This is a genomic window from Winogradskyella arenosi (genome assembly GCF_003337305.1).
GTDB lineage: Bacteria > Bacteroidota > Bacteroidia > Flavobacteriales > Flavobacteriaceae > Winogradskyella > Winogradskyella arenosi.
Window position 1 is genome coordinate 1 of sequence record NZ_QPJO01000003.1, and the last position, 13326, is coordinate 13326.

Below are 13326 nucleotides of genomic sequence, written 5' to 3' on the forward strand. Positions count from 1 at the left end.
TCTAAATGATTTATTCTCTTGTTTTTAATTAACCGTTTCCAGTTAATTTTTACGCTGTCAATTCAATATGTTAATGAACTTATTTCTTTACTTTTACTTAACATTGTTTTGTTAAGCGGGTGCAAATATATAACCCTTTTTTCATTCCCACAACTTTAATTTAAAAAAGTTTTTAAGCCCTTTTTCTAACTAAAATTATCTGACAATGAACGTACGAAACTTGACTTGCTGTATTTGTTTCGGGGTGCAAATATAGAACCCTTTTCTAAACCCACAACATCCTTGAGCGTTTTATTTTATTTTTTATTTTAACCCTTTAACACCCCGCAATTTAACACTCCTTAAATCTTCGGCTTCTACTTACAACACTGGTTTTTTATCGATTTTACTGCGAAAATGATGGTTTAAACTGCTCATCCTTTATTTGAATTGCCTTGCATTAGTGGTAGAAGCGGCATCCTTTTTTTATAGGACCACTTAACCTTCTTTATATACCATACATATATAGGTAAACCCACACCCTCCCCTAAGCTTTAAGTAAAAAAAGATATAGCGGATGACGCGGCACTTTTGCTGCTGAAAAGCAAAAGGGCAATGCCCTAATAAAAGCTTAACATATTTAATAGAAACTTCACTTTGTCTATTCCTTATATACGTCTATCTTTGTAAGCTAAATTTTATACAATATAAATAATGATACAAATTACTCTACCAGATGGTTCGGTTAGATCTTTTGAAAAAGATGTGACTCCTTATGAAGTGGCTGTAGACATTAGTGCTGGATTTGCACGTAATGTTATTTCAGCAAAATTCAACGATACAGTTGTTGAAACCACCACTCCATTAACCACGGACGGTAGTCTTACGCTATATACCTTTAAAGATGCAGCTGGAAAAAAGGCTTTTTGGCATTCTTCTGCGCACGTGTTAGCCCAAGCTTTAGAGGAACTTTATCCTAATGTGAAATTATGGGTTGGACCTGCTATAGATAATGGTTTTTATTATGATGTTGATTTAGGTGAAGGCACTATCTCTGAAAAGGACTTTAAGGCTATTGAGTCTAAAATGATAGAAATTGCTCGCGGTAAGCATGATTTTAAAATGCGTGAGGTTTCTAAAGCGGATGCCCTTGCTTATTATAAGGATAAGAATGACTATAAGGTAGATTTAATTGAAAATCTTGAGGATGGTACCATTAGTTTCTGCGACCACTCTTCATTCACTGATTTATGTCGTGGTGGACACATCCCTAACACAGGGATTATTAAAGCGGTTAAAATTTTAAGCGTTGCCGGTGCTTATTATAAAGGAGATGAAAACAACAAGCAATTAACCCGTGTTTACGGAATTTCGTTTCCGAAACAAAAGGAGTTAACGGAATACCTTCAACTTTTAGAAGAAGCTAAGAAGCGTGACCACCGAAAATTAGGAAAGGAACTTGAATTGTTTACCTTTTCTAAGAAAGTAGGACAAGGTTTACCACTATGGTTGCCAAAAGGTGCAGCCTTACGTGAGCGTTTAGAAAACTTTTTAAAAGCGGCACAGAAAAAAGCAGGTTATGAAATGGTGGCCACACCGCATATTGGAAGTAAGGAGTTATACGTCACTTCTGGACACTATGCAAAATATGGGGAAGACAGTTTTCAGCCTATTACCACACCTGCTGAAGGGGAAGAGTTCTTATTAAAACCTATGAACTGTCCGCATCACTGTGAGATATATAATAGCAAGCCTTTTTCTTATAAAGAATTACCAAAGCGTTTTGCAGAATTTGGTACCGTTTACAGATATGAGCAAAGTGGAGAATTACATGGTTTAACGCGTGTAAGAGGATTTACTCAAGATGATGCCCATATTTTCTGTACTCCTGATCAATTAGATGAAGAGTTTAAAGCTGTTATTGATTTGGTTCTTTATGTCTTTGGATCTTTAGGATTTGAAGATTTTACGGCACAGGTATCTTTGAGAGATCCAGAAAAGCCAGAGAAATATATTGGTAGTGATGAGAATTGGGAAAAAGCAGAGCAAGCGATTTTAAATGCAGCCATAGCTAAAGATTTAAATTATGTTGTAGAAACAGGTGAAGCTGCTTTTTACGGTCCTAAATTAGATTTTATGGTTAAAGATGCCTTAGGACGTCAGTGGCAATTAGGAACTATACAGGTAGATTACAACTTACCTGAGCGTTTTGATTTAACGTATAAAGGTAGTGATAATGAGATGCACCGCCCAGTTATGATCCATAGAGCACCTTTTGGAAGTATGGAACGTTTTATCGCTATTTTATTAGAACATACAGGCGGAGATTTCCCATTATGGCTGATGCCAGAGCAGGTTATTATCCTTTCTGTAAGTGAGAAATATGAAAAATACGCTAAAAAAGTTTTAAATGTGCTAGAAAATGACGAAATTCGCGCCCTCACAGACAACAGAAATGAAACTGTAGGTAAGAAAATACGTGAAGCTGAATTACAAAAGTTTCCGTATATGATCATTGTCGGTGAGCAGGAAGCAAATGATAATACGATAACTGTGCGTCAAAGAGGTGGTGAAGACCTTGGCACGATTACTGTAGAAGACTTTGCAACGATAGTAAAAGATAAGATTAAAAAAAGTTTAAAAACTTTTAATTAATATAAGTTTAATTTAAATACAGAAGCCATAGCAATACGTAGAAACAGAAAGAATTTTACAAGACGTGTATCTCAAGAAGATAAACACCGTATAAATTCTAAGATCAGATCTGAAGAAGTAAGATTAGTCGGAGATAATGTTGAAATAGGAGTTTATCCCGTTAAAAAAGCGTTGTCCATAGCCGATGAACAAGGTTTAGATCTCGTAGAGATTTCGCCAAATGCGAACCCTCCTGTTTGTAAAGTTATGGATTATAAAAAATTCCTTTACGAACAGAAGAAACGAGAAAAAACGTTAAAATCTAAAGCAACCAAAGTGGTTGTTAAAGAAATTCGTTTTGGTCCTCAAACCGATGACCACGATTACGAGTTCAAGAAGAAACATGCTGAAAAATTCTTAAAAGACGGAGCAAAGTTAAAAGCCTTTGTATTCTTTAAGGGACGATCTATCGTCTTTAAAGAGCAGGGTCAAATTTTATTATTAAAATTAGCTCAAGATCTTGAAGAATTTGGAAAGGTAGAACAACTACCAAAGCTTGAAGGTAAGCGAATGATTATGTTCATCGCACCAAAGAAAAAATAGTCTAAGGGCTATTAAAACAACACTTTTCTAAAGTCGTTGTGTATTAAAATGTAAAGAATATCCTTGCCTTTGGCATAGGTGTATTAAGATAATAAGCGAAACGAAATTAAATAGAGGAGAAAATGCCTAAAATGAAAACTAAATCGAGTGCTAAGAAACGTTTCAAACTAACTGGCACTGGTAAAATAAAAAGAAAGCACGCTTTTAAGAGTCACATTTTGACAAAAAAATCTAAAAAGCGCAAGCTAGCGTTAACTCATGATACAGTAGTACATAAGGCTGACGAGAAGAATGTTAAAATCATGTTACGTATTAAGTAATATTTTTTTAACCGGTTAGAATAAATTATAAACCCTGGAGTTAGGCAAAACCATTTAGCAAGTGTCTTAATAGACCGCCTACTACAAAACAAAATTAAAAGAAATGCCAAGATCAGTAAATTCAGTAGCAAAGAGAGCCCGAAGAAAAAAGGTTCTTAAGCAAGCAAAAGGTTACTTTGGAAGACGTAAAAACGTTTGGACAGTAGCTAAAAACGCGGTTGACAAAGCGATGCAATATTCGTACAGAGACCGTAGAAATAAAAAGAGAACATTCCGTTCGTTATGGATTATGCGTATTAACGCAGGTGCAAGACAACATGGAATGAGCTATTCAAAATTTATGGGAGGATTAAAAGCTAACAATATCGACTTGAACCGTAAAGTTCTTGCTGATTTAGCAATGAATCACCCAGAAGCTTTTGAAGCTATCATTAACAAAGTTAAGTAAGGCTTTTAGCCAAATTAATAACATCATTTCGCTTATAAAATCCGGTTCATTTATTTGAATCGGATTTTTTATTTCTATACATTTAAAAGCCTTAAACCATAAGCCCTAAAAAAGACTGATATGAAAGACATAAAAATGGTAGTCACCGATATGGATGGCACCTTACTGAACTCTAAGCACGAAGTTAGCCCACGATTTTTTGAAGCATTTAAACAGTTACAACAACAAAACATTCGTTTTGTAGCGGCAAGCGGTAGGCCTTATTATAGTATCGTGGATAAGCTAAAGACCATAAAGCATGACATTACGGTTGTTGCTGAAAACGGCGGTTTAGTTATAGAAGATGACACTGTTTTATTAGCCAACACCCTTGATAGAAACCGTATATTGGAACTCTATACTATTGTGACAAAAATTCCTGATACCTACCCTATTTTTTGCACTAAGGATCAAGCTTATATTTTAAGAGCTTCTGACGAGATGGTGACTATTTTTTCTGAATATTATTCAAAATACACCCTTATAGATCATTTTGATGAGATTGATGCTGATGTCATTAAAATTGCGCTCTACCATACCGTTAATTCTGAAGCGCATATCTATCCCTTAGTCAAGTATTTAAAACCTGAATTAAACGTTGTGGTTTCTGGTAACCATTGGGTGGATATTTCTGAAGCCATTACCAATAAAGGCAATGCCATTACTTTGCTCCAAAAACAATACAATATAAGTCCTGAGCAAACCATGGCTTTTGGTGATTATAATAACGATTTAGAACTTTTACAATGTGCTGCCTACAGTTATGCGATGGAAAATGCACACCCAGATGTTAAACGTGTTGCAAAGTATGAAACCAAAACGAATGATGCTTATGGTGTTGAAGTTATATTAGAGCAATTAATTTCCGAAAGCGGTAAGCACTAAAGACCTGCCACCGCCTTCATTTCTATGCTCGCAAAGGTAAATGCCTTGCCAAGTCCCTAAGTTAAGCTGGCCATTAGTAATAGGGATTTGTACAGTGCTTCCCATTAGGGAGGCTTTTATATGCGCAGGCATATCATCAGAACCTTCATATGTATGCCGGTAATAGGGCTGGTTTTCTGGAACCACTACGTTTAAGTGACTTTCAAAATCTAATCTTACTGTGGCGTCTGCATTTTCGTTAATCGTTAAACTGGCTGATGTATGCTTAATAAACACATTTAATTGTCCCACTTGTATGTTCTTAATTTCTGGAAATAATTGTGTTATTTCTGAAGTAATTAAATGAAAACCTCTTGGATAGGTTTTTAACTGTATTTCTTTTTGAATGCACTGCATCATTATTCTTATGGTTTAGTCATCAATAACCGTAGTTACGGTTTTCCTTTTTAATTCGGTATTTTCCTATTTGAAGGCTTTAAGCCTAGCTCTCTAAATTTTCCATCCTGTTCATTTGCTGTCCTTCTCCTCTATTTCAGCTTTTCATGGCGAATTACAGACTATTGTCGTCTATGTTTACCCTTAAAGATCGATGTGAATATAAGGATATCTACCTAAAAAGTAGGTATAAAAAAAGAGATCGCATATCTGCGATCTCTTTATAATGATTAAAAACCCTACTTCTTAATCATCCCTTTCGAAATTTCCCCAAACCTCGAATAATATTGTTTTGTTCTATGCTTTGCATTTTATACTGGTCTACCCCATTTGAGACCATTTTCATCTATAATTCTCTAATTATAAGAATTATGAACTATAAACACAAGCCTACCAAAAGTACAATTAAATTTAAAAACAGCCTACTATAAGGTTTGAAATACAAGATTTTGTATGCGAATGACTATTTAAAATGACTTGCGTAGGTTCTTGAAAGTGGTATTTCAAAATTATTAATACAAACCGATGATGCGGTAACGCGTCCTACCTTATTTCGGTTCACTAAATAAGACCGATGTGTTTTTACAAATAACTCAGAAGGTAGTTTTTCGGCTATAGTATTTAAAGATTGTCTTATGGTATATTTATCGGTTTCTGTATGAATATCGATATAATTTCCGTCGGCGACCACATAATTAATAGCGTCATAAGGAATGTTAAGCGTATCGTGACCATCCTTAACTTGTAAGGTTTGCACTTGCTTTTTTATAAGCGCTAAGTTAATAGAAGCTAATAAATCTACTTGTTTAATAGGCTTCGTGAGGTAGGCATGTGGATTTGTTTTTAAGGCCTTGGTCATTAAAGCCACATCGCTTTGCCCGGTTAAAAATATAACCATCGCTTCCTTATTTTTCCGTCTAGACAGTTCAATACCCGAGTTCTCCCCTTCCAAATTAATATCCATTAATATAATATGAGGTAAGAATAATGACATTTCAATTTGTGCCATCTCTTTATCATGAGTAATTTTTACATGTGTATAACCTTCTTCTGCTAGAATTTCAGAAATATGTTCAGCAATGAGCACTTCATCTTCTACAATTAAAATTTTTATGTCTTTTTTAGGATACATTATTGATCTCTTTTACGAATGAAAATTTAAACCCTTCACGAGTTTCAACTTTATATTCTAGTTTTAATTGTCGGCATAACTTGTCAATCAGTTTCAATTTTAAAGTTTTTCCTAATACGTTCTCTCCATTATCAGTATATGTAAAGTACAAGATATTTAATTTTTGTTCTAAATGAAACACAATACGGTTTTCCTCGTGTCCTTCAAAAGCATGCTTTATAGAATTAATAAACAATTCGGTGAGCAATAATCCATAATACATGGCATCATTAGTAGGAAGAATTAAAGGTTCTACTTTAAATTGAAGTTCAATATTATTTTCATCAAAAATTTCAGAAAAACTAAGCCTTACATCACGAAGGTAATTGGCAATTTCAATTTTTTCCTTGTCTTCATTTTGATGCAAATGCTGATGTAAGGTAGAGATGGTCTCTACTTTAGACAACACATTTTTAAGTAATAAGCTATTGTGTTCTGTCGCTTGCTTTAATTGATCTGATATTAAAATTATGACCAATTGTAAATTGTTATTTATACGATGATTGGCCTCACTTAATAAAAATTCGTTTTGCTGTGACAAAAATTGCAGTTTTATATTATCGCGTTTTGCTTTTTTGAAATAAAACGCCGTTAAAAAAGCCATTATTGCCGTACTAAATAACAAACTTGAACTAATGACCAAGCGCGTTTTATTCGTTTCTAGTTCCTTATTTTTACTCGATAATTCTAAGGTATTGCTCAGCAGCTGATTTTCTCTTTCTGTGGATTTATATTTCTCCTCTAGTTCAAACAAAAACTTATTATGTTCTAATTCGTAATACCGCTCCGTAAGTTTTAATCTTGTTTTTAAATATTGAAGCGCCTTATCGGTATCTCCTAACTTCTCGTATGTGTTTCTAATATTATCGGTAATAATAATTTCGCCATACAATAATTCATTTTTCTTAGCATAAGCTAAAGCCGTTAAAGATTGGTCTAACCCTTTTTTATACTGTTTAGCTTTTATGAGTATCCTCGTGTAATTAATATAAGCATCAACCTTATTTTGAACCAGGTTATTTTCATTAGCATAGGTAATAAGATCTTCTAAAAAGATAATTGCCTTATCATATTCTCTTAATTCTTCATAAACGCTAGACATTTCTAAAGTGGCATAGAAAATACCGTTGGCATCGTTAAGCTCTTTTGATAGTTGCAATGACTTTTCAGCATAGAAAAAGGTAGAGTCTGGCTGAAAATAATACTCTGTAAATAAAGCGGCTTTTCTACCGTAAAATTTGGCTAGATACCGTTTGTCAATAGTATTAGATGCTTTTAGCGCTTCTGCTTTTTTAAGATGATTGGCAGCTTCTGAAAATAAAGTCCGTTTTCTATAGAACTCAGCGATTTTTACATGATAATAGAACTCTAGATTCTTATTTTCACTTTTTTTCATTTCAGCTTGTGCCAAAGTATAATACTCTTGCGCCTTCTGATAATTAAGTTTTAATTTATAAACCTCTGCTAAGCCAATAAACAAATGCATTCTTAGGCTATGCGCTTCTGAAACTTCAATATGCGCATTATAAAACGTTATAGCCTCCTCCAGTTTATTTTGCTCAAGTAATTTGAGCCCCATATCTACAATCGGATCGTTATGAGAAAAGGACCATTGACCAACGACCAAACAAAGCCATAAGAATATATACTTCATATTAGGTCTTCTGCTTTTTCTTTTTTGCCGCAGGAAATAACACATTATTTAAAATTAAGCGATATCCTGGCGAGGTAGGATGTAAATCTAATTCCGTTTTAGGATCTCCCACTTTATGGGTATAATCCTCTGGATCGTGACCGCCATAAAAGGTAAAAAATCCTTTTCCTTTAATACCGTGGATGTATTTGGCTTCTCCATTGGTTCTGTTTTCACCCATAACCAAAACATTTGATTTGATAAGCCCTCTAGAAAATGAGGTTGTTTGTCCCATAAAACCTTTCACTAACGCGGTATGGTTTTGCGTTAACATAGTAGGAATAGGATCCCATTTTGCAGAATATTCCATTAAGGAGAAATAATCTGTCATTTTGGGAATATGGCGTTTATTGGTCATATCTATAGAAGAAAACTCATAGACATTAGGATTACGTTCTAATATATAATCTTTAAAGGCGAAAGTTTTGGTATAATCTATTTTAGTTTGATAGCCGGGATCACTACCATCACCATCAAACATAGGTTCGCAGATGTCTACACCTTCTGCGGATAAAGCGATATCAAAGCTATCGGTCGCTGAGCACATGGCAAACATAAATCCGCCACCAACAACATAATCTCTTATTTTTAAGGAGACCGCTAATTTCTCTTCAGAAACTTTGGCATAGCCTAATTTCTGCGCTAAAGCTTCAGCATTCTTTTTCTCTTCTATATACCAAGCTGCCGCACGGTAATTCTTATAAAACTTACCATATTGCCCAGTAAAATCTTCATGGTGTAAATGCAACCAATCGTACAGCAGTAATTCGTCATTTAAAACGGCCTCATCATAAATGGTTTCATAAGGAATCTCTGCGTATGATAATACCATGGTAACGGCATCATCCCAAGGTTTAGTTCCGCTTGGTGTATAAACAGCAATTTTAGGAGCTTTTTCTAAAACAATAGCATCTTGATTTACGGCAGGGCTTGCAATATCTTGTAATATTTGTGCTGCCTTGGCATCGGAAATCACTTCAAAAGACACCCCTCTAATTTGGCATTCGCGTTGAATAATTTCGGCGTCGGGTAAGAGAAAAGCGCCACCTCTATAATTCAGCAGCCATTTTACTTTTAACTCACGTTCTAAGGTCCAATAGGTCACTCCGTAAGCTTTTAAGTGATTTTCTTGTGATTCTGCATCCATCGGAATAAGAATGTAAGACGCATAGGTCTTCATGCTTAAAACAAGGAAAAAACATAAAAGGACAATTTTCTTCAAGTTCATAATTTTATGAACCGAATATAATTAATTTTTAGGCGTTAAGGCCTGAATTTATTATTCTTTTAAGACCCAAGGCACTTCTAAATGACAGATTGCTAGCTTTTAATTTAATTCGGTTTCGTTGCCAGAGAGCAAACTTGCTATGAGTTTAGTCCCTTCAAATTGCTCTAGAATAATCTTCACAAATACGGTAATAGGAATGGCCATTATTAAGCCTGGAATTCCCCATAGGAAGCCCCAGAACATCAGCATTACTAAAACTGCGATGATATTTATAGAGAACGATTTCCCCATAAAAACAGGTTCTAAAATAGCGCCAAACGTTACTTGTACCATAGAAATCGCTATAATAAAGAAGAACAGCGTACTTGTTGGATCGAGCTCTACAAAGGCGAAAATAGACAACATAATTACAGAAATAAACGAGCCTACCATTTGTACAAAATTTATGGTAAAGGCAAATAGCCCCCAAAAGATTGGGAAGCTCACATCAAAGAACACACACATTAGTCCTGTAAAAATACCTGTTAAAGCACTAACTAAAACTTTAACCTTGATGAATTTTATAAGATCTTTTTCAATCTTCATAAAGGTTTTAACCGAGGTATGCTTTCGTTTTAAGATGGTATTGTTCAGTAATTTATGGACATTGATAGACTCTGCAAGCCATAAGACGACGAAGAAGACCGTCATTAATAAGCCTGTTAGAAAGGAGTTTAAAAATCCTAAGGTAGAGCCGAGATTTTCCTTTTGAAAGAATTGCCCAAGGAGTCCATGCTCTTGCTCTACAACGATTCCGAAATTATCAAACAAATAGACTTTGAGGTCTGCTATTTTTACTTCTGCTTTCATAAGAAACTCCGTATTATTCGCCAGAATTTGCTTGCTTGAAAGTTGCACCAACTCTACCCCAATTTTAAGGCCTATAGTTACCAAAAGCAATACGATAATAATACTGACTACTTTAGGTACATTTCTACGCCCTAACCATCGCATTAAGGGTAAAAACAATAAAGCTATAAACATTGAAAAGATCAATGGAATAAAAATAAAAGACAAGATCTTAAGTAAGTAAAATACTAAAGGAACTGTAATAATTAACAACAAAATGTTTGTTGTACGTCTTTGTTCTAACATGAGGCATATTTGTTTTAACTACAAAGTTCAAAGATAAGTTAAATACAGATTTCATTTCTATAAAATCCCTTTAAAAAGGAACTCCATCATCTTCGGGTCCATCAAAAGCATCAGAAGGTGAAGGAAACTTATCTGGAGTGAAGGTATTCTCAGTTCCGGATTCGTTCATTTTAGAATGAAATTCACCGAATGGCGTATCAAAATCATCCAAATTCTCAAATTTACCGAGGTGTCCAACGAATTTAAGTCTAATATTTTCTAGTCCACCATTTCTATGTTTCGCAACAATAAACTCCCCTTGACCTTCGGTTGGAGAACGCTCTTCGTCATCCCACTCGTCAATTTTATAGTATTCGGGTCTATAGATAAACGACACAATATCGGCATCTTGCTCAATCGCTCCAGATTCACGTAAATCTGATAGTAAAGGACGTTTACTACCTCCACGCGTTTCAACGGCACGAGATAACTGTGATAAGGCAATTACCGGTACACTTAATTCTTTTGCTAAAGCTTTAAGGTTACGCGAAATCATCGATATTTCTTGTTCACGATTTCCACCTTTCTGACTTCCTCCTGCGGTCATTAATTGCAAATAATCAATCATAATCATTTTAATGCCGTATTGCGAGGCTAAACGTCTAGCTTTCGCCCTTAAATCGAAAATAGAAAGTGATGGTGTATCATCAATATATAATGGGGCATTTTCTAATGCCTTCACTTTAACATTTAATTGCTCCCACTCATGCTTCTCTAATTTCCCTGTTCTTAATTTCTCTGAAGACAAGGTTGTTTCACTAGAAATAAGACGGGTAATTAACTGTACAGAAGACATCTCTAAAGAGAAAAAGGCTACAGGAATATTACTATCTACGGCCATGTTACGGGCCATTGTTAGTGTAATTGCTGTTTTACCCATACCAGGACGAGCTGCAACAATAATTAAATCACTAGGTTGCCACCCCGAGGTAAGCTCATCGAGCTTATCAAACCCAGTAGGAATACCACTCATTCCCTCTTTATTGGACATTTCTTCAATCTTCTTTTTAGCTTGAATTACCAAACTTTGAGCCGATTCTGTAGATTTCTTTACGTTACCTTGGGTGACTTCATAAAGCTTTGCTTCCGCAGTATCTAAGAGATCAAAAACGTCTTTTGTTTCATCGTAAGCTTCTTCAATAATTTCGTTTGAAATTTTAATTAAACTACGCTGAATGAATTTCTGAAGAATAATACGCGCATGAAATTCTATATGGGCAGAAGATGACACACGTTGTGTTAACGAAATCAAATAAAAATCACCTCCAGAAGCTTCTAACTTCTGATCTTTTTTTAATTGACTCGATACGGTAAGTAAATCGATAGGTTCACTGTTTTCAAATAACTTGAAAATAGCTTCGAAGATGTATTTATGCGCTTCTTTATAGAAGGCTTCAGGGCTTAAAATATCGATAACTTCATCAACCCCTTTTTTATCAATCATCATGGCACCTAAAACAACCTCCTCTAAATCAGTTGCCTGTGGTGGTATTTTTCCTTTTTCTAAATTGATAATGGTGCCTTTATCAACTTTATAGCCTTGTACTGGATTGGGTTGTTTCATAAGTGACAAAAGTAGTTAAATACTACTGACCAAATGCAGATAATCGGATACTGATTTCAACAAATCGTCAACAGTCTAACTGTTAATAACTCTTTTTTATTGTTAATAGTGCCAAAAAAAACCGAAGCTTTAACTTCAGTTTTTCAGGTAATTGCAATGTTTATGGTGGTTTTAATCCTTGTAAACTCCCATATCATCATACTTGGCCATACGCTGACTTACTAAGTCTGCTGGCTCTAAAACTTTTAATTCGTCGTAAGCTTTAACGATAGCATTTTTTACCGCAGAAAATGTTTTATCTCTATCGGTATGTGCCCCACCAAGTGGTTCTTTAATAATCGCATCAACAAGTTTCATACGCTTCATATCCTTAGCGGTTAACTTAAGGGCTTCAGCGGCTTGCTCTTTATACTCCCAACTTCTCCATAATATTGAAGAACAAGATTCTGGTGAAATTACCGAGTACCATGTGTTTTCTAACATCATTACACGATCTCCAACACCAATACCTAAAGCACCTCCTGAAGCACCTTCACCAATAATAATGGTAATAATAGGAACTTTTAAGCGTGCCATTTCTAAGATATTTCTAGCAATAGCTTCTCCTTGACCACGTTCTTCAGCCTCTAATCCTGGATAAGCACCCGGAGTGTCAATTAAAGTCACCACAGGAATTCCAAATTTTTCAGCCGATTTCATTAAACGTAAAGCTTTACGGTAACCTTCTGGATTAGACATCCCGAAATTACGGTACTGTCTTGTTTTGGTATTGAAACCTTTTTGCTGTCCGATAAACATATAAGATTGATCACCGATTTTACCCAGTCCACCAATCATAGCTTTATCATCTTTTACATTTCGATCTCCATGTAACTCTAACCATGTGTCGCCACATAGCGCTTTAATATGATCTAATGTATAAGGCCTATTAGGATGACGAGACAACTGAACACGTTGCCAAGCCGTCAGGTTCTTATAAATTTCTTTCTTAGTTTCAGCGAGCTTTTTTTCAATTTGTTTACAGGTTTCAGTAACATCGACTTCACTTTCTTTTCCTATAATCTCACACTTATCTAGCTGCTGCTCTAGTTCTTTTATGGGTAATTCAAACTCTAAGTATTCCATACAATTTGAAATTAGTTTTTCTCTTTAGT

At 35.0% G+C, this 13326-nt stretch carries 12 protein-coding genes; 5 read left to right on the plus strand and 7 right to left on the minus strand.

Annotated features, from left to right (window positions below; all coding sequences use genetic code 11):
- Nucleotides 1-693 precede the first annotated feature (693 nt).
- The 5 genes from thrS (at nt 694) to DFQ08_RS09060 (ending at nt 4908) form a co-directional block, all read left to right on the plus strand.
- Nucleotides 694-2634 carry a threonine--tRNA ligase gene (thrS, locus tag DFQ08_RS09040; RefSeq protein WP_114309710.1) on the plus strand — a complete coding sequence of 647 codons (1941 nt, stop codon included), beginning with the start codon at nt 694-696 and terminating at the stop codon, nt 2632-2634.
- Nucleotides 2635-2667: 33 nt separating this feature from the next.
- Nucleotides 2668-3216 (plus strand): translation initiation factor IF-3, encoded by a 549-nt coding sequence (gene infC, locus DFQ08_RS09045; protein ID WP_114309711.1) that lies wholly within the window; start codon nt 2668-2670, stop codon nt 3214-3216.
- Nucleotides 3217-3338: 122 nt separating this feature from the next.
- Complete coding sequence (gene rpmI, locus DFQ08_RS09050; RefSeq protein ID WP_114309712.1) at nt 3339-3536, plus strand: 50S ribosomal protein L35; 198 nt, start codon at nt 3339-3341, stop codon at nt 3534-3536.
- A 103-nt stretch (nt 3537-3639) separates the two neighbouring features.
- Entirely contained in the window at nt 3640-3984 is a 345-nt protein-coding gene (gene rplT, locus DFQ08_RS09055) for a 50S ribosomal protein L20 (protein WP_114309713.1), read from the plus strand.
- A 120-nt stretch (nt 3985-4104) separates the two neighbouring features.
- Nucleotides 4105-4908: an HAD family hydrolase gene (locus DFQ08_RS09060; RefSeq protein ID WP_114309714.1), complete on the plus strand. Its 804-nt coding sequence runs from the start codon at nt 4105-4107 to the stop codon at nt 4906-4908.
- Here the strand turns inward: DFQ08_RS09060 and DFQ08_RS09065 are convergent.
- From DFQ08_RS09065 to DFQ08_RS09095, 7 genes are all read right to left on the minus strand, one after another.
- Entirely contained in the window at nt 4882-5304 is a 423-nt protein-coding gene (locus DFQ08_RS09065) for a secondary thiamine-phosphate synthase enzyme YjbQ (protein WP_114310170.1), read from the minus strand. The genes DFQ08_RS09060 and DFQ08_RS09065 overlap by 27 nt on opposite strands.
- Nucleotides 5305-5806: 502 nt before the next feature.
- Complete coding sequence (locus DFQ08_RS09070) at nt 5807-6475, minus strand: LytR/AlgR family response regulator transcription factor (protein WP_114309715.1); 669 nt, start codon at nt 6473-6475, stop codon at nt 5807-5809.
- A complete protein-coding gene (locus DFQ08_RS09075; protein ID WP_181858387.1) occupies nt 6465-8168 on the minus strand; it encodes a tetratricopeptide repeat-containing sensor histidine kinase in 1704 nt (567 codons plus the stop codon). The genes DFQ08_RS09070 and DFQ08_RS09075 overlap by 11 nt, the downstream gene beginning before the upstream one ends.
- A gap of 1 nt (nt 8169) precedes the next feature.
- Nucleotides 8170-9354: an asparagine synthetase B gene (locus DFQ08_RS09080; protein WP_114310171.1), complete on the minus strand. Its 1185-nt coding sequence runs from the start codon at nt 9352-9354 to the stop codon at nt 8170-8172.
- A gap of 180 nt (nt 9355-9534) precedes the next feature.
- The gene (locus tag DFQ08_RS09085; protein WP_114309717.1) at nt 9535-10569 is read right to left on the minus strand and encodes an AI-2E family transporter; all 1035 of its coding nucleotides are present in this window, start codon (nt 10567-10569) and stop codon (nt 9535-9537) included.
- Between the two features lie 70 nt (nt 10570-10639).
- Entirely contained in the window at nt 10640-12172 is a 1533-nt protein-coding gene (dnaB, locus tag DFQ08_RS09090) for a replicative DNA helicase (protein WP_114309718.1), read from the minus strand.
- A gap of 171 nt (nt 12173-12343) precedes the next feature.
- Complete coding sequence (locus DFQ08_RS09095; RefSeq protein ID WP_114309719.1) at nt 12344-13297, minus strand: acetyl-CoA carboxylase carboxyltransferase subunit alpha; 954 nt, start codon at nt 13295-13297, stop codon at nt 12344-12346.
- Nucleotides 13298-13326 lie beyond the last annotated feature (29 nt).